Origin of the sequence: Phenylobacterium sp., from assembly GCF_035539035.1 — a bacterium.
In the GTDB taxonomy this organism is placed as follows: domain Bacteria; phylum Pseudomonadota; class Alphaproteobacteria; order Caulobacterales; family Caulobacteraceae; genus Phenylobacterium.
Genome location: NZ_DATLJI010000007.1, coordinates 59855 through 77289, shown reverse-complemented (window position 1 = coordinate 77289; position 17435 = coordinate 59855). Strand labels below are relative to the sequence as shown.

Sequence of the window (17435 nt, the reverse complement as noted above, 5' to 3'; positions counted from 1 at the left end):
GGCCGATCCGGCGACGAGACAAGAGCCCCGGGCCGCGAGGACCGGGGCTTTTTCGTGCGCCTCAGAGGATGTGCAGCGGCCGGAAGACCCGCTTCAGGACCTCGGCGGCCAGCGGCTTCACGCCCGGGAAGACCGCCCTGCCCCCGCGCCTGGGCCACACCCAGCCGCCGCCCGCGACGTCCGCAGGCAGGCGCAGGGCGAGCCGGCCGGCCTCCACGTCGGAGACCATGGGCGTGTAGTAGAGGCAGTCCTCGAAGTACCAGTGTACGACGAGGGAGCGCCGGGTCGACGCCGGGTCGGTGACCGGAGAGCCGCCGTGGGCCAGGTTGGCCGCCCAGACGAAGGCCCAACCCTTCTTCACCATTGCCAGCTCCTCGGGGAAGCCGCTGGCGGCGAGGCGCTCGGCGAACCGCTTCACGAAGTGGCTCTCGTAGTGCTCCGGCGTGGGCTCGGGCGTATTCACGCCCGCCTCGCGCATGGTCATCACCGGCAGGCGGTGGGAGCCCGGGCGGTAGACCAGGGGCCCCGCCCCCGGCTGCACGTCCTCCAGGGCGATCCATACGCCGCACATGAAGCGCTCGGGCACGCTGTGGAAGTGGATGGTGTCCGGGTGCAGGCCCTGCTGACTGCCCTTCAGGAAGTTGAGGGTCTGGAACGGGAAGCCGCGGCGTCCGTAGGCGGCCTCCAGCAGCCGGCCGACCTTCGGCCAGGCCGCAAGCCGCTTCACCGCCCGCGAGCGCAGCCAGGCGTCCTGGATGCGGTTGGCGCCCGGGCGGCGGGCGAAATAGGGATCGGTGTCGGCCACGGCGCGGTCGCAGAGGCCGCGGGCCTCGTCGCCCAGGTCGACGAGGGCATAGCCCTTCTCCGCCAGGCTGCGGACGAAGGCCTCGGTCTCTGCGTCGAAGCGGTTGGCGGCGAGATAGGCCTCGAGGCCGGCACCCTCGAAGGGCGGGACCGCCGGAGGCCCGCTCACGTGATCTGGGCCGCGATCTGCTGGGCCAGCGCCTTCAGCTCCTCAGGGTCGGCCATCTGGCCGCCGGCGTGACGGCCCACCGGCACGCCCTCCCAGCGCGGGATGATGTGGAAGTGCAGGTGGTAGACCGTCTGGCCGGCCGGCGCGCCGTTGAACTGGGTGATCACCACCCCGTCCGGCTTGAGCGCGGCGCGCACCGCGCGCGCCACCCGCTGGACGCCGAGGATCAGCTCCGAGAGCACCTGCGACTCCTCCTCCAGGAGGTTGCGCGCCGTCGAGTGCTTGGGGATCACCAGGGTGTGGCCCTTCGACTGCGGAAAGACGTCCATGAAGGCGAAGACGTGCTCGTCCTCGAACACCCGCGCGGCAGGCATCTCGCCCCGCAGGATCTTGGCGAAGATGTTGCCGTCGTCGTAGGTCCCGTCCAGGCTCATGGCGTGCTCCCGAGGTGCTTCCAAGCCTCGTAGCAAATCGCCCCCGGGGGTGGAACGACGAGCGAGGCCGGACTCGCCGAACGCCAGAGGCAGGCGCGGTCCTAGTCCTCCTGGCGGAACGGCGAGTACTCCTCCGCCAGCCACTCCATCTCCTGCTCCACGCCCTCGCGCTCCTGGCGCAGGAAGCGCTCGACGGGCTCGCGGAGCGCCGGGTCGGCGATGTAGTGGGCGGAGTAGACAGGCTTCGGCAGATAGCCGCGGGCGATCTTGTGCTGGCCCTGGGCGCCGGCCTCCACGCGCGGCAGGCCGTGGTCGATCGCCCATTCGATGGCCTGGTAGTAGCAGAGCTCGAAGTGGAGGAAGGGCACGTCCTCCACGCAGCCCCAGTTGCGGCCGTAGAGGCAGTCGTCGCCGATCAGGTTGAGCGAGCCCGCGATCCAGCGCCCCCCGCGCCTGGCCATGACCAGCAGCACCCGGTCGGCCATCCGCTCGCCCAGCAGGGAGAAGAACATCCGCGTCAGGTACGGCCGACCCCACTTGCGCGAGCCGGTGTCCATGTAGAAGGCGAAGAAGGCGTCCCAGTGCTCCTCGGTGAGCGCCGCGCCTGTCAGGCAGTGGATCTCCACCTCGGCCTGCGCATCCCGCCGCTCGCGCCGGATGGTCTTGCGGCGGCCCGACGAAAGCGCCCCCAGGAAGGCCTCGAAGTCGGCGTAGCCGCGGTTCTCCCAGTGGTACTGCTGCCCCTCGCGCAGGGCGAGCCCCTGCCCGCCCATCCAGCGCCACTCCGCCTCGGTGGGGAAGTTCACGTGCAGGGAGGAGACCTCGTAGCGCTCGCAGACGGCGAGCGCCCCGCCCAGCAGCAGCGCCCGCCCCTCGTCCGCGTCGATGTCCGGCCGGACCAGCAGCCGCGGCCCGGTGGCCGGCGTGAAGGGCGCCGCCGAGAGCAGCTTGGGATAGTAGCGCCCGCCGGCCCGCTCGTAGGCGTCGGCCCAGGCGTGGTCGAAGACGTACTCTCCCTGGCTGTGGGACTTCAGGTAGAGCGGCATGACCGCCGCCACCCGCCCCGCCTCGTCCTCGACGGAGAGGTGCTGCGGACCCCAGCCGGTCTTCTCGACGGCGCAGTTGGCTTCCTCCGCGGCGTGCAGGAAGTCGTAGAGCATGAAGGGGTTGCCGGCGTAGGCGGGGTTGCTCGCGCAGGCGTTCCAGGCCTCGCGGCCGATTTCGGAGATGCGGCGGCTGAGCCGGACCGCCGGCTTCAGCGTCACGCTCTAAAGCCCTCGAAGATCAGGTTGTCGCAGCCGTCCTTCACCGCTTCCCACTGGGCGGGGTCGCGCACCGTCCAGGCGACGACCGGCATGCCCTGGGCGCGCAGCTCGGCCGCGCGGGGGCTGGGCAGCATGTCGAGGCCGAGCGCCAGGAAGTGCGGCCGGGCGATCGCCACATGCTCGAGGTTGGCGTAGGCGCGGCGCTGGTCCTCGCTGATGTGCGGGGCCTTGCGGTAGGAATAGCTGTCGAGGCCGCGCAGGACGCCCGGGAAGCGATCGGCGAACCAGGCGTGGCTGTAGGGGTTGAAGCCGATCACGCAGAGGGGCCCCGAGTGATCGACGATGATCTCGTGCACCCGCTGCTCCAGCGGCCCGACCCGTCCGGGCGGGGTCTTCAGCTCGATGTGCACCATGGCGCGGTGGCCGATAAGGGCGAGCGTCTCGGCGAGCGTCGGGATGGCCTCGTCCGTGCCGGCGAGGCGAAGGGCGGCGAGGTCGGCGGAGCTGCGGTCGGAGAGCCGGCCTTCGGCGCCGGTCATCCGCTTCAGGTCCTCGTCGTGGAAGACCATGGCCTCGCCGTCGGCGGAGATCTGCACGTCGAGCTCGATCCCGTAGCCGGCGGCGCAGGCGGCCTGGAAGGCGCCCAGCGAGTTCTCCGGCGGGCCGTCGGGGCTCCAGAGCCCGCGATGCGCGATCGGCGGGTGGAAGAGAAGGTCCCAGGCCTCGCCGAAGCGCGCCTTCACGACACCTGCACCACCGCGTCGACCTCCACCGCGAAGCCCAGCGGCAGGCGATAGACGCCCACGGCCGAGCGCGCGTGGCGGCCGGCGTCGCCGAAGGCCTCGACCATCAGGTCGGAGCAGCCGTTCACCACCTGGGGGATGTCGTAGAAGTTCGGGCCCGCCTGGACGAAACCGCCGAGCTTCACCACGCGCACCACCCGGTCGAGGTCCCCGTCGCAGGCGGCTTTCATCTGGGCCAGCAGGTTGATCCCGCACAGCCGCGCGGCGTGGCGCGCCTGCTCGGACCCGACGTCCTCGCCGACGATCCCCTTCACGCCGCCCTCGGCGTCCACCGAGACCTGGCCTGAGATGTGGACGAGGTCGCCGGCGCGCACGAAGGGCACGTAGTTGGCGACGGGCGGATTGGGCCTGGGGAGCGAGATCCCCAGCGCGGCGAGACGGTCTTCAACCTGGGACATGGGAGTGGTCTAGAACACCGCCCCAAACGAGAAAAGGCCCGGACCAGAGGTCCGGGCCTTCCACGTTCCGGGAACCAGGGAGGAAGAGCCCCCGGAAGGTGTCTCTTAGCGGGCGGCCTGCAGGCGCTCGACCATGGCGGTCATGCGCTCGTTCAGGGGCTTCACGCTGTCCTTCACCGAGGCGGAGACCGTCTCGGACATGGCGCCGACCTGGGCCATGTAGGCTTCCAGGGCGCTCTTGGCGAAGGCGGTCTGCAGCTCGATCACTTCCTGCAGGCTCTTGGCGCCGGAGAGCGACTTGGCGGCGGTGACCTGGTTGTCGAAGGCGGTCTTGGAGAAAGCCATCGCCTGCGCGCCGAGCGCTTCGGCGCCCTTGGTGGCGGCGGTCACCGAGGCGACCACGGCTTCGAGGTTCTTCTTGGAGTGGGAATTGGCTTCGTTCAGCGCCGCCAGGGTCTTTTCCACGCCGTCCTTGAAGGCGACGTTGGAAGCGGCGGTGAACTGTTCGACGGTGTTTTTCGCGGTTTCAGCGGCGGACATCGTTGAAACTCCTGGACAAGGGCGGGGAGGACGCGGCGTCATTGCCGCAACGCAAACTGGGATTCGGGGCTCATGCCCCTGAACTCGCAGATGTTGTCTCATGTTGCAGTGCAGCAGTCAAGCGCAAATTGTGCGCTGCACAAAAGTGTCATGCCGCTTTCACAGGCGCCCGGACGACGCCGCGACATTTGCGCCCGTTCAAGCCTTGTTTACTGTCGAGCAAGGGTCCTTGAGGCATGTTAAGCGGGATTCACGGCGGCGGGGGGCCGCCTCAACCCTTTGATTCGACGGACGAAGCATGTTCCAGCACGCCCGCCGCCTGTTTGTCGCTCTAGGCGCCGCCGCAGCCGTCGCGTTTACGACTGCAGCGCCCCCCGCGTACGCGCAGCCGGCCTTCAAGCAGCTCGCGACCGCCTCGCAGACCAAGTACGCCGCGATCGTGGTGGACGCGAAGACCGGCGAGGTGCTCTACGCCAAGCGGGCCGACGCGCCGCGCTATCCGGCGTCGATCACCAAGGTGATGACCCTCTACCTCACCTTCGAGGCGCTGGCCGCGGGCAAGATCCGGCTGGACGACCCGGTGCTGATCTCGCCGCGCGCCGCGGCCCAGTCCCCCACCAAGCTGGGCGTGCCGGCCGGCCAGACGATCACCGTCTCCGAAGCCATGCAGGCGCTGGCCATCAAGTCCGCCAACGACGTGGCCGTGGCCATGGCCGAGAAGCTGGGCGGCACCGAGAGCCGCTTCGCCGCGCTGATGACTCTGCGGGCGAAGGAGCTGGGGATGACCAACACCAACTTCGCCAACGCCTCGGGCCTGCCGGACAGCCGCCAGATCTCCACGGCCCGCGACATCGCCATCCTGTCGCGCGCGGTGATGCGCGACTATCCGCAGTACTACCGGCTGTTCAGCCAGAAGGAGATGACCTTCCGCGGCCAGACGATGCGCAACCACAACGGCCTGCTGCATCGGATGTATGGCGTGGACGGCCTGAAGACCGGCTTCACCAACGCCTCGGGCTTCAACCTCGCGGTCTCGGCGGTGCGCGACAACCGCCGCCTGATCGCGGTGGTGCTCGGCGGCCCGACCACCCGGGCGCGCGACGAGAACGCCCAGGACCTGCTGCTCACCGGCTTCGACGTGATCCGCCGGCGCGACCTCGGCGAGAAGATCACCATCGCCCAGAACCTGTTCGAGCCGGAGCCGACCGGCCGCGTCGAGGGTAGCCTCGAGCAGGGCGACCAGGACCTGAAGATCGTGCTGGCCTCCGCCGCCCCGCCGAGCCGCACCTCGAAGATCGAGGTGGTCGAGCCGCGCTCGAAGAAGAAGGCCGAGGCCCCGGCCGGCGAGTGGGCCGTCCAGGTGGGCGCCTTCAAGGCGCGGTCCGACGCCAAGGAACAGATCGACATCATCGAGAAGCGCTTCGGCAAGCAGGTGGCCGGCGCCAAGCCCGTCACCGACAAGGCCGCAGGCCGCTACCGCTCGCGCTTCGTGGGCCTGAGCGAGGCCAAGGCCAAGAATGCCTGCAAGGCGATCAAGGCCAAGAAGCAGCCCTGCCAGGTGATCGAGCCGAACGCCTGATCCGCGAGAGAGCAACGGAAGAGCCCCGGGCAGGTCCCGGGGCTTTTTTTGTGCGCCCTGCCCGTGCCTATCCCTTCAGGAGGCGGTCGCGGGCGGCGTTGAGCTGGGCGGCGAGCCCGGAGGTGCCGCCCTTGTCCGGGTGCACGCTGCGCATCAGACGCGTGTAGGCGGCCTTGATCTCCTCGGGACCGGCGTCGGCCGGCACGCCGAGGATGGCGCGGGCCTCCTCAGCGCTCATCCGGCCCTTGGCGGCCGGCGCGGCGGCCGGCGTCGTGCGGCGGGTGGAGACGGCGAGCCAGAGCCCCACGACCACCAGGACTATGCCCGAGCCCCAGCGCCCCGTGACGCTGAGCCAGGCTGCGGCGGCGAAGGCGGCGACGGCGAGGGCCGCCGAGATGAACCGCCACTCCCGCCGCTTCAGGACCGGCTTGCCGCGGCCCACGGCGAGAAGAAGCGCGAGCGCGGCGGCCCCGAGGGCGAGATAGAGCATGCGGCTATTCCGCCGCGATCTTCTCCGCCTCGTCCAGCCCCTGGAAGCCCAGCGCCGTCATCAGGGCGCGCAGTTCCTGGCGCGCGGCCACGTGCTGCAGCGACATGGCGACCGGCCGGATGGACGGCGACAGGTCGGCGATGGTCAGGCCGAAGGGAAAGAGCTCGCGGTAGATCACCCGGTCACGAAGGCCCGGGCCGACCCGGAAGCCGACCTTGCGGGACAGCGCGGTCACCCGCTCGTCCAGGCGCTTGCGGTTGCGCGCCTCGGTGGGGGCCAGGCGGTTGCGCAGGACCACCCAGTCGATCTGCTTGCGGTCCACGGTGGCGCGCTGCTTGCGGCAGGCCCAGACGGTCTCCGCGTAGAGGCTGTGGCGGGTGAGCTCCAGCGTCACCGGATCCACGACGCCCAGCATGTCGAAGTCGACGAAGCTGTCGTTCATCGGGGTGACGATGAGGTCGGCCCTGGCGTGGGCGGCGCGGCTGATCGCGGTGTCGGCGCCGGGGGTGTCGATGAGCACGAAGTCGGCGGCCTGCGCCGCCTCGGCGAAGGCCTGCTCGAACCGCGCCAGCTGTTCGGCGTCCGGCGCCTTGGCGAGCGCGTCGCCGGCCGAGCTGATCGCATGCTCGATCGGCATCGGCGCCTCGGCGTTGTGGGCCGCCAGCCACTTGGCCCGGTTGGCGAAGAAGTGGCCCATGGTCTGCTGGCGCAGGTCCAGGTCGAGCACGGCGACCTTGGCCCCGCCGTGCAGGAGGGCGGTGGCGATATGGATGGCGAGCGTGGACTTCCCCGCCCCGCCCTTCTCGTTGCCGACGACGATCACGCTGGCCGACATGAAAACAGCTCCCCGAGGGCCGCGCGACGCGGCCCACACACCCCCTAGGTGAGCCAGGACGCAGAGTCGGGTCAACGCGCACTTCGCCGCCCCCCGGGTGGATGGACGGCGGGCGGGGCCTCCGCCATAAGCCCGGCCATGTCCGATCGCCCGCTGCCCATCGTCCGCACCGTCGCCGACCTGCGCGCGCGGGTGGCCGGCTGGAGGGCGGCGGGCGAGCGGGTGGGCTTCGTGCCGACCATGGGCGCCCTGCACGAAGGCCACCTGTCGCTGGTGCGGCTGGCCCGCCAGCGCGCCGACCGGGCCGTCGCATCGATCTTCGTCAATCCGACCCAATTCGGCCCCAACGAGGACTTCGACGCCTATCCCCGGGGCGAGGCGCGGGACGCGGGCCTACTGGCCGACGCCGGCTGCGACCTGCTGTTCGCGCCCACCGTGGCGGAGATGTACCCGCGGGGCTTCGCGACCACGGTGAGCGTCACCGGCGTCTCCGAGCCGCTGGACGGGGCGGCGCGGCCCGGCCACTTCAACGGGGTGGCCACCGTGGTCACCAAGCTCCTGACGCAATGCGCGCCGGACGTCGCGGTGTTCGGCGAGAAGGACTACCAGCAGCTGCAGGTGATCCGGCGGCTGGTGCGCGACCTCGACCTGCCGGTGGAGATCGTCGGCGGGCCCACGGCCCGGGCCGAGGACGGCCTGGCGCTGTCCTCCCGCAACGCCTACCTGAGCCCGCAGGAGCGCGCGATCGCCGGCCGACTGAACGTCATCCTGCGCGAGGCGGTGAACCGGCTGAAAGCCGGCGAGGCCGTGGCCCCCGTGGAGGCCGACGCGCTCGCCGCCCTCACCGCCGCCGGATTCCAGCAGGTGGATTATGTGGAGGTCCGGGACGCCGACGACCTGGCGCGCCTGGGCCCCGGCCCGGCGGAAGCGCCCGCCCGCATCCTCGCCGCCGCCCGCCTCGGCCGCACGCGTCTGATAGACAACATGGCCGTCTGACCAGCGGAGCTGTGGCGCGTCGCCGCACGGCGGCCTGCGCCGCCCACGCCAAGGCCAAGCTACAAGCCGCGCAATATCCGCAGCTTACGTTTCTGAAGCTGAGCCTTTTCCGAGACTTGGCCGGCCAGGCTGCGACCTTGGGTCGGAACGTCCTGGAAACCCTCAACCGCTACGGTGGCCGCGTACGACGGGGTGTCGGGCGGACCTTCAGCAATGGCCTATCTCAAGTACGACGGCACGCCCGCGAGCGTCACCAGCGCGCCCGCGGCCGACTTCTACGGCCAGGCCGGCGCGGAGACGATGAGCGGCACGGCGGCGGCCGAATCCTTCTGGGGCGCCGACGGCGACCGGATGGCCGGCGGCGCGGGCGACGACACCTACTGGCTGCAGGCCCTGCAGGACCGCCTGCAGGTCGTCGAGCAGGCTGGCGGCGGCGTGGACCGCCTGGCCGGCTGGCAGAACCTGTCGCTGGAGAACTTCGCCAACATCGAGAATCTCTACGTCGGCCTCGACGGGATCTACGGGGCCGGCAACGGGCTCGACAACGTCATCGAGGGCGGCGACGGCGCCCAGCAGCTCTACGGCGGCGGCGGGCAGGACGTGCTGGTCGGCGGCGCCGGCCGCGACGTCTTCATCGTCGTGAAGGGCGAGGGCAACGACGTCATCCAGGACTTCAACGCCGCCCAGGACGTGGTGCGGCTGCGGGCCGGCTTCACCAGCTTCGCCGAGGTGCAGGCGCGGCTGAGCCAGGTGGGCGCGGACGTGAAGCTGGACCTGGGCGGCGGCGACGGCCTGATGTTCCGCAACCTGACCGTGGGCCAGCTCACCGCGTCGAACTTCAAGCTGGGGCTCGACCTCACGGGCTTCACCCAGACCTTCGCCGACGAGTTCAACGGCCTGTCGCTGCGCGATCCGGAGAGCGCGCCGGCCGGAACCTGGCGGACCGAGTACGGCTATCAGGGCACGCAAGGGGTCGGCAGCTACACCCTGGTCTCCAACGACGAGAAGCAGATCTACACCTCGCCCTATTTCCGCGACCACCCCGGCGACTTCGCCGAGACGCCGTTCGCGGTAAACGGCGACGGCACCGTCTCCATCTGGGCCCGGCCGTCGTCCAATCCCGAGATCTTCGGCTACGGCTACACCTCCGGCCTGCTGAGCACCCAGGCCTCGTTCAGCCAGACCTACGGCTACTTCGAGATGCGCGCCGACCTGCCGGACGCCGCGGGCGCCTGGCCCGCCTTCTGGCTGCTGCCGGTGGACGGCTCCTGGCCGCCGGAGCTGGACGTGATGGAGGCGCTGACCTCCGATCCCAACGCCGCCTGGACGACCAAGCACTCGGGCCTGGGGGGCCATACGTCGGAGGGCCGGCAGCACTACGTGCCGGAGACGGGAGACGGCTTCCACACCTACGGCGCGCTTTGGACCGCCACGGAGATCGTCTGGTTCATCGACGGCGTCGAGGTGTTCCGCGCCGCGACGCCGGCCGACATGAACAAGCCGATGTTCATGATCGCCAACCTGGCCCTGGGCGGCTGGGGCGGGCCGATCGACACCGGCGACCTGCCCGCCGAGATGCGCATCGACTACATCCGCGCCTACCAGCTCCCTGCCCCGCCGCCGACGGGCGGCGGTGGAAGCAGCGGCGGCGGCGGCGTCCCTGTGGGCGGCGGCGTTCCGGTGGATCCTGACCGCACCCTCGTGGCCCACGTGGGCGGCGACAGCCTCCAGGGCGGTTCCGGCAACGACCTGCTTACCGGCGGGGCCGGCAAGGACATCCTGCGGGGCGGCTCGGGCATGGACCGCCTGTCGGGCGGCGAGTCGTTCGACGACCTGCATGGCAACGCCGGCGACGACACCGTCGCGGGCGGCGCGGGCGACGACTGGGTGGTGGGCGGCAAGGACACCGACCTGCTGAGCGGCGACGACGGCGACGACATCGTCTACGGGAACATCGGCGCGGACTGGTGCGACGGCGGCGATGGCGCGGACCTGGTCCGCGGCGGCCAGGACGACGACCGGCTGTTCGGCCAGGCTGGAAACGACTGGCTCTCGGGCGACCGCGGCGACGACACGGTGACCGGAGGGGCCGGCGCCGATGTCTTCCATTCCTTCACCGGCGCTGGACTCGACCGCGTCACCGACTTTCGCGCCGCCGACGGCGACCGGGTGCAGCTGGACCCGGGGACGGTCTATTCGGTCGCCCAGGTCGGCGCCGACGTGGTGGTCACCATGGGGGCCGGCGACCAGCTGGTGCTGGAAGGCGTGCAGCTCGCATCGCTGGGCGACGGCTGGATCTTCGGCGCCTAACCACGTTCCGCGACACCCCGCCACGCCTGGTCGCGGCGGCCCGCCGCACGCGTCGCACCCTGCCCCGCGGCGCCCCGCACACCTAAGCTGTGACAAGGCGCCACAGCAGCGCTCCAGATCCGACCCAAGATGACCGCTACAGCAAAGCTTGTATAGCTGCCATTCATAATGGTTACAGCAAAGCCTGTTGGCGAATTTCCACTGTTTATTCGCGCCAGTAGGGAACAGGCTTCACTGTAGAGGCTGCAATCTAGAGTTTTCCGGATCGCCAATACCCGCGCCTGTCAACCCCACCTACGGTCACGGTCTGCGACAACTTTGACAAGGGTTCGGAAAGCTCGTCGTCGCTAGCTTTCGATCCGTCGCAAGGCTGTCGGGGCTGATGCGGCGGCGGCGGGGTCGGGCCCGCCTTCGAGAGACGGGAAAAGAACAAGATGTCCTACTTCAAGTACGACGGCGTTCGCGCCGCCGAGACCGCTGCGCCTGCGTCCGATTTCTGGGGGACGGACGCGATCGAGACGCTGACGGGCAACGCCCAGGCCAATTCGCTCTGGCTCGGCGTGGGCGACACCGCCATCGGCGGGGCCGGCGACGACACCTACTGGCTGCAGGCCCTGAAGGGGCAGTTCACGGTCACCGAAGTGGCCGGCGGCGGCGTCGACAGGGTCGCCGGCTGGCAGAGCATCTATCTCGACGACTACGCCAACTTCGAGAACGTCTACGTCGGCGGCGACCAGACCTACGGCGCGGGCAATGCGCTGGACAATGTCATCGAGGGCGGCGCGGGCGCGCAGCAGCTCTACGGCGGCAAGGGCCAGGACGTCCTGGTCGGCGGCGCGGGCCGCGACACCTTCATCGTCTACAAGGGCGAGGGCAACGACGTCGTCCAGGACTTCAACGCGGCCGAGGACGTGGTCCGGCTGAAGGCCGGCTTCACCAGCTTCGCCGAGGTCCAGGCCCGCCTGAGCCAGGTGGGCGCCGACGTGAAGCTCGACCTGGGCGGCGGCGACGGCGTGATCTTCCGCGGCGCCACCGTGGGCCAGTTCACCGCCTCGAACTTCCAGCTGCAGCTCGACGTGGGCTCTCTGGGCCAACAGACCTTCGCCGACGAGTTCTCGGGCCCGCTGTCGCTGTGGGACGCCCAGAGCAACCCCACCGGCGTGTGGCGGCCGGACTTCGGCTACCAGGGCGAACAGGGCACGGGCAGCTACACCCTGATGTCCAACAACGAGAAGCAGATCTACACCTCGCCCTACTTCCGCGGGCACAACGGCGACTTCTCGGAGAGCCCCTTCGTCTCGAACGCCGACGGCACCCTGTCGATCTGGGCGCGGCCGTCCACGAACGGCGAGATCTTCGGCTACGACTACACCTCGGGCTTCATCTCCACGAAGGAGAGCCACGCCCAGACCTACGGCTACTTCGAGATGCGCGCCGACCTGCCGGACGCCGCGGGCGCCTGGCCGGCCTTCTGGCTGATCCCGGCGGACGGCTCGTGGCCGCCGGAGCTGGACGTGATGGAGGTGCTGACCTCCGACCCGCGCGGGACCTGGACCACCGAGCATTCGGGCCTCGGCGGCCACTCGTCGAACGGCATGCTATCGTTCACGCCGGACACCACCGACGGCTTCCACACCTACGGCGCGCTTTGGACCGCCACGGAGATCGTCTGGTACGTCGACGGCGTCGAGGTGTTCCGCCAAGACACCCCGGCCGACATGCACAAGCCGATGTTCATGATCGCCAACCTGGCCCTGGGCGGCTGGGGCGGGGCGATCAACCAAGGCCAGCTGCCGGCCGAGATGAGGATCGACTACATCCGGGCCTATGAGCTGGGCGACGGCACGACCACCCCGCCGCCGACCACCAGCCCGCCGCCCACCACCCAGCCCACCACCCCGCCGCCGGTCACCGATCCGGGCGCCGGCACGGGCGCGGACGGGGTGGTCCTGACGTCCTCGCAGTACGCCGACACCCTTACCGGCGGCGCGGGCCGCGACACGATCAACGGCGGCCAGGGCCCGGACCAGATGGCGGGCGGCGCGGGCGCCGACACCTTCGCCTTCCAGGCCATGCCGTGGAACGCCGGCCGCATCACCGACTTCCAGGTGGGCGTCGACAAGCTCGACCTCTCCGACCTGTACGCCGGCGGCTATGCGGGCGCGGACCCGGTGGCGGACGGCTACGTCCGCTTCGAGAGCGACGGGGCCGGCGGCGCCAAGGTGATGCTGGACGTGGACGCGGCGGGCTCCGCCAATCCGTGGGCCTATCACGTGGTCACCCTGGCCGGCGTCTCGCCGACCGGCCTGACCGCGGCCCAGGTGTTCAACGGCCAGGCGACCACCGCCCCGCCGCCCGCCGATCCTCCGCCCGTCACCAGCACGCCCGGCGTGGTGCTGACCTCGGCCCAGTACGCCGACACCCTGACCGGCGGCGCGGGGAACGACACCCTGAACGCGGGCCAGGGCCCCGACCGTCTGGTCGGCGGCGCCGGCGCCGACACCTTCGCCTTCGACGGCCTGCCCTGGAACGCCGGCCGCATCGCCGACTTCCAGCTGGGCGTCGACAAGCTCGACCTCTCCGGCCTCTACCTCGGCGGCTACACGGGGACGGATCCGGTGGCGGACGGCTATGTGCGGTTCGAGAGCGACGGCGCCGGCGGCACGAAGGTGATGCTGGACATCGACGCGGCGGGCGCAGCCAATCCGTGGGCCTACACCATCGTCACCCTGGAAGGCGTGTCGCCGACCGGCCTGACCGCCGCCCAGGTGTTCAACGGCCAGCCGGCGGCCGCGACCCCGCCCGCCCCGCCGCCGGCGCCCGTGGTCCCGGGCCTGTCCCTGGTCTCCACCGGCTACGGCGAGACGCTGACGGGCGGCGCCGGGAACGACACCCTGGACGCCGCTCAAGGCCCCGACCGGCTGGTCGGCGGCGCGGGCGCGGACCACTTCGTGTTCGACGCCCTGCCCTGGAACGCCGGCCACGTGGCCGACTTCGCCCCGGGCTCGGACCTGCTCGACCTGCGGCCGCTGTTCGCCCAGGCCGGCTACACGGGCGCGGACCCGCTGGCCGACGGCTATGTGCGGTTCGAAAGCGACGGCGCGGGCGGCACGGTCGTGAAGTTCGACCAGGACGGCCACGGCTCCGCCAACCCGTGGCCCACCACCATCACCACCCTGGACGGCGTGGCGCCTTCGAGCCTCACCGCCGCCGACTGGCTGTTCCACTAGGCCGGCTTTCCCCCGACCAAGCGGACAGAAGCTCCTGACGGGTACGGGTCCGGCCGGACGACCCCGTTCAGGAGCTCAGCGGGCCCCCTCCCGACAAGGGGGCCCGCTTTCTCATGCCTGCCAGGCGCTCAGATCTACCAGGCGCCCAGTTCGCGCAGCTGGCGTGCGAGCTCGGGCGGGGCCTCGCCGAAGGCGTCCAGCGCCAGGTCTTCCGGCGCGTCCTTCACCTCGAGGTAGCGCCAGCCCTGGAACGCGCGGCGCGGGGTCGGCGCCACGCGGACGATCTCCTCGTCCAAGGTGACCTCGCAGCGAGCGTTGACGCCCTCCCCCACGGTGTTCACCGCCAGGATCCGCTGCCGGCAGAGGATGACGCCCTTGAACACCCGGTAGAGCGAGCCGCCGTCGATCATCTCGGCCGCGCGCTTGGGCGTCTGGCGGGTGCGCAGGGTCCAGGGCTGGCCGGGCGCGTAGTGCGTGCGCCGCCAGTCCAGCAGGTCCTCGATGGTGTCCGCGCCGACGCAGAGCTTGATCATGTGCAGGGCCATGGCCCTGACGATTAGGACCGCGCGCTGCGGATGGCCAGTGCGGCGCCGGGCCTCACTCCGCGACCTGCTCGGCCCAGGCCGGCCGGCGGCGCTCGAGGAAGGCGCGGACGCCCTCCTGCCCCTCCGGACCCACCCGGGCCGCGGCGATGCGGTGGGCGGTCAGGTCCATCAGGTCGTGGTCGATCGGCCGGCCATGGACCTCGGAGACCAGCGCCTTGGCGCCGGCCACCGCCAGCGGCCCGCAGGCCATGATCTCGCGGGCGATCCGCTCGCGCGCGGCGTCCAGGGCCGCGGCGTCCGCGACCACTTCGGTGACGAGGCCGATCTTCTCGGCGTAGGCCGCGTCGAACACCCGGGCGGTGGCGAACAGGCCCCGCGCCTGCCGCGGGCCGATGGCCTGGATCACGTACGGGCTGATGGTGGCCGGCACGAGGCCCAGGCGGGCCTCCGAGAAGCTGAACTTCGCATCCGCCGTGGCCACGGCCAGGTCGCAGGCCGCCGCGACGCCCGCGCCGCCGCCGAACGCACCGCCTTCGACGAGGGCGACGGTGAGGGCCGGGATGTCCCAGAGCTGCTTGAGCATCACCGCCAGGTCCATGGCGTCGGCGCGGTTGTCGCCCTCGGACCGGTCGGCGGCCGCGCGCATCCACTCCAGGTCGGCCCCGGCGCTGAACGTGCCGCCCGCGCCGCGCACGAAGACCACCCGCACGCCCTCGGCGCCGGCGAGCGTCCGGAACGCCTCCTCCATGGCCGAGATCAGGTCGGCGTCGAACGCGTTCTTCCGCTGCGGCCGGTTGAGGGTGACGACGACCGCGCCTTCCACCGTGGCGTCGATGCCCACCAAGTTGGAGGTGGCGCTGGTGTCGGGGACTTCGACGAGCGGATCGACGATGGGATTGGTCATGGCGGGTCTCCTCGTACGCCTTCGCGCCCCTAACGCCGCCCGGGGGCGGAAGGTCGCGGCTACGGCCCAGCCATAGCGAGGGCGCGCGGCGGGCGCTAGGCTCCGCATCCGTGGCGAGGCTTCCTGAAATCCCCGATGATTCGGCGCTGGCCCGGCTCTTCAGCCAGGAGCGGGCGCAGGGCGACGCGACCTGGTTCTCGCTGCCCGGGGGCCAGATCCTCTACGCCGCCGGCGATCCGGCCGACCACCTCTATTTCGTGCGCGCCGGGCGGCTGGGCGCCTTCCGCCGCGACGAGGGGCACGAGCCGCAGTTTCTGGGCGTCATCCGCCCGGGCGAGCCGGCCGGCGAGATGGCCCTGATCGCCGGGGCGCCGCACTCCGCCGACGTGGTCGCCCTGCGCGATTCCGAGATCTTCGCCCTGCCCCGCGACGCTTTCTTCGAGGCCTGCGAGGCCGACGCCTCGGTGATGACCGAGCTCGCCCGGCTGATGATCCTGCGCACCCGCCAGGCGCACAGCCGCGGGTCCATGGGCGAGCCTTCGGTGTTCGGCTTCATCCCGGTGGGCCAGCCCGGCCTGCTGCGGCCGTTGGTGGAGCGGCTGGCCCTGGAGATCGCCCGCCTCGACTACTCCGTCACCTGCGTGGGCTCGGAGGCGGCCAGCGCGCCGACGGAATGGTTCTCGGAGGTGGAGCGCACCCACGACTTCGTCCTGTACCTGGCCGAAACCACCGACATCGGCTGGCGGCAGGTGGTCTCCCGGCAGGTGGACCGGCTGTTCCGGGTGGGCCGCGGCGACCGCAAGCCGCCGAAGGTGACGCCCAACGCCTACCTGGCCGCGCCCCTGCAGGCCCAGCAGCTCGTCGACCTCATCCTCCTGCAGCCCGCCACGGCGAAGGCGCCCGAGGGCTCCGAGGCCTGGATGGACGCCGTCCAGCCCGCGCGCCTGTTCCACCTGCGCCGGGACCATGAGGGCGACGTGCAGCGGCTGGCCCGGGTGATCACCGGCCAGTCGGTGGGCCTCGTCCTCTCCGGCGGCGGCGCGCGGGCCTACGCCCACGTGGGCGCGGTCCGGGCGCTGCGCGAGCGCAAGGTGCCCATCGACTTCGTGGGCGGGGTCTCCATGGGGGCCATCGTCGCCGCGGGCCTGGCCATGGGCTGGGACGACGAGGAGCTGCACCGGCGCATCCAGGAGGCCTTCGTCAACTCCAGCCCGCTGGACGACATGGCCCTGCCGATCCTGGCCATGACCCGCGGGGAGAAGGTGTCCGCCCGGCTCGCGCACCACTTCGGCGACACCCAGATCGCCGATCTGTGGCTGCCGTTCTTCTGCCTGTCCTCGAACCTGACCACCGGCGCCTACCACATGCACCGCCGGGGCCTGCTGCGGCAGGCGCTGAGGGCGACCATCTCCCTGCCGGGGGTGCTCCCGCCCGCCACCGAGGACAACAACGTCCTGGTCGACGGGGCGGTGCTGAAGAACTTCCCGGCCGACGTGATGCGGGCCTCCCAGCTCGGCCCCATCGTCGGCGTCGACGTCACCGGCGGGCGCAGCATCACGGCCGACGACGTCGCCCGGCCGGAGAGCGCCTGGCGCTGGCTGCTCTCGGGCCAATGGCGCAAGGGCCCGCCGATCGTCTCCCTGCTGATGCGGGCGGCGACGGTCTCCTCCGGCCGCGACCTGCTCGCCGCGCGGGAGGCCACCGACGTCCTCGTCATGCCGGAGGTGGGCCGGGTGGAAATCCGCGACTTCGCCGCCTACGAGCCGGCCGTGGCCGAAGGCTACCGCGCGATGATCGAGGCGCTCGACAAGCTGGACCGGCCGGTCCAGGAGCTGCGCCGCCGGCCCAGCCTCGAGGAGAGCGCGGCCGCGCCGCGGATGCTCACCGCCGCGGCAGGCTGACGCGTCGGCGAATTTCCCCACGGCGGCGTTTGCGCCCCGGCCCGGCGCGACCCATATTGGATTTCCCTGTTCAACAGCTGAAAGGAGGTGATCCAGTGTCTCATAGTGAAAGCCGTAGCTCGGTGACCGTGACCTGGACCTCCGCTCGTGGGGTCCGCGCCTAAGTCATTGCTTGGCATAGGTCCGGCGCCGCTCTGCGGTCCGACTATGGAAAGGCCGCTCCAGCGATGGG

At 71.1% G+C, this 17435-nt stretch carries 15 protein-coding genes; 5 read left to right on the top strand and 10 right to left on the bottom strand.

The annotated features are described in order from the left end of the window. Window positions 1-61 precede the first annotated feature (61 nt). The 6 genes from VM685_RS01565 to VM685_RS01540 all read right to left on the bottom strand — a co-directional run bounded on the left by VM685_RS01565 (window position 62) and on the right by VM685_RS01540 (window position 4413). On the bottom strand, window positions 62-973 hold the full coding sequence (locus VM685_RS01565; protein WP_325458349.1) for a phytanoyl-CoA dioxygenase family protein: 912 nt from the start codon (window positions 971-973) through the stop codon (window positions 62-64). Then, window positions 970-1407: an HIT family protein gene (locus tag VM685_RS01560; RefSeq protein ID WP_325458348.1), complete on the bottom strand. Its 438-nt coding sequence runs from the start codon at window positions 1405-1407 to the stop codon at window positions 970-972. Before VM685_RS01560 ends, VM685_RS01565 begins: the two co-directional genes overlap by 4 nt. 101 nt (window positions 1408-1508) lie before the next feature. Then, on the bottom strand, window positions 1509-2672 hold the full coding sequence (locus VM685_RS01555) for a GNAT family N-acetyltransferase (RefSeq protein ID WP_325458347.1): 1164 nt from the start codon (window positions 2670-2672) through the stop codon (window positions 1509-1511). Beyond that, window positions 2669-3415, bottom strand: a complete 747-nt coding sequence (locus VM685_RS01550) for a glycerophosphodiester phosphodiesterase (RefSeq protein WP_325458346.1) — start codon at window positions 3413-3415, stop codon at window positions 2669-2671. The genes VM685_RS01555 and VM685_RS01550 overlap by 4 nt, the downstream gene beginning before the upstream one ends. Then, the gene (locus VM685_RS01545) at window positions 3412-3873 is read right to left on the bottom strand and encodes a RidA family protein (protein ID WP_325458345.1); all 462 of its coding nucleotides are present in this window, start codon (window positions 3871-3873) and stop codon (window positions 3412-3414) included. Before VM685_RS01545 ends, VM685_RS01550 begins: the two co-directional genes overlap by 4 nt. Before the next feature lie 105 nt (window positions 3874-3978). Next, window positions 3979-4413, bottom strand: coding sequence for a TIGR01841 family phasin (locus VM685_RS01540; RefSeq protein ID WP_325458344.1), 435 nt, complete (start codon window positions 4411-4413; stop codon window positions 3979-3981). Window positions 4414-4711: 298 nt separating this feature from the next. Between VM685_RS01540 and VM685_RS01535 the strand changes: the two genes are divergently transcribed. Continuing rightward, entirely contained in the window at window positions 4712-5992 is a 1281-nt protein-coding gene (locus VM685_RS01535; protein ID WP_325458343.1) for a D-alanyl-D-alanine carboxypeptidase family protein, read from the top strand. A gap of 67 nt (window positions 5993-6059) precedes the next feature. On the opposite strand, the gene VM685_RS01530 is transcribed toward VM685_RS01535, so the two are convergent. Together VM685_RS01530 and VM685_RS01525 are read right to left on the bottom strand one after the other, a co-directional pair. Further along, the gene (locus VM685_RS01530; protein WP_325458342.1) at window positions 6060-6482 is read right to left on the bottom strand and encodes a J domain-containing protein; all 423 of its coding nucleotides are present in this window, start codon (window positions 6480-6482) and stop codon (window positions 6060-6062) included. A 4-nt stretch (window positions 6483-6486) separates the two neighbouring features. After that, window positions 6487-7317 carry a division plane positioning ATPase MipZ gene (locus tag VM685_RS01525; protein ID WP_325458341.1) on the bottom strand — a complete coding sequence of 277 codons (831 nt, stop codon included), beginning with the start codon at window positions 7315-7317 and terminating at the stop codon, window positions 6487-6489. 138 nt (window positions 7318-7455) lie between these two features. On the opposite strand from VM685_RS01525, the gene panC reads away from it, so the two are divergent. The 3 genes from panC to VM685_RS01510 all read left to right on the top strand — a co-directional run bounded on the left by panC (window position 7456) and on the right by VM685_RS01510 (window position 13853). After that, a complete protein-coding gene (gene panC, locus VM685_RS01520) occupies window positions 7456-8313 on the top strand; it encodes a pantoate--beta-alanine ligase (protein WP_325458340.1) in 858 nt (285 codons plus the stop codon). A 213-nt stretch (window positions 8314-8526) separates the two neighbouring features. Then, window positions 8527-10623 (top strand): family 16 glycosylhydrolase, encoded by a 2097-nt coding sequence (locus VM685_RS01515; protein ID WP_325458339.1) that lies wholly within the window; start codon window positions 8527-8529, stop codon window positions 10621-10623. Between the two features lie 434 nt (window positions 10624-11057). Continuing rightward, complete coding sequence (locus VM685_RS01510; RefSeq protein WP_325458338.1) at window positions 11058-13853, top strand: family 16 glycosylhydrolase; 2796 nt, start codon at window positions 11058-11060, stop codon at window positions 13851-13853. A 134-nt stretch (window positions 13854-13987) separates the two neighbouring features. On the opposite strand, the gene VM685_RS01505 is transcribed toward VM685_RS01510, so the two are convergent. Both VM685_RS01505 and VM685_RS01500 read right to left on the bottom strand, forming a co-directional pair. Next, the gene (locus VM685_RS01505; protein WP_325458337.1) at window positions 13988-14398 is read right to left on the bottom strand and encodes a DUF1489 domain-containing protein; all 411 of its coding nucleotides are present in this window, start codon (window positions 14396-14398) and stop codon (window positions 13988-13990) included. Window positions 14399-14450: 52 nt separating this feature from the next. Beyond that, entirely contained in the window at window positions 14451-15302 is an 852-nt protein-coding gene (locus VM685_RS01500; protein WP_325458336.1) for an enoyl-CoA hydratase-related protein, read from the bottom strand. Window positions 15303-15412: 110 nt separating this feature from the next. Between VM685_RS01500 and VM685_RS01495 the strand changes: the two genes are divergently transcribed. After that, entirely contained in the window at window positions 15413-17203 is a 1791-nt protein-coding gene (locus VM685_RS01495) for a patatin-like phospholipase family protein (RefSeq protein ID WP_325458335.1), read from the top strand. Window positions 17204-17435 lie beyond the last annotated feature (232 nt).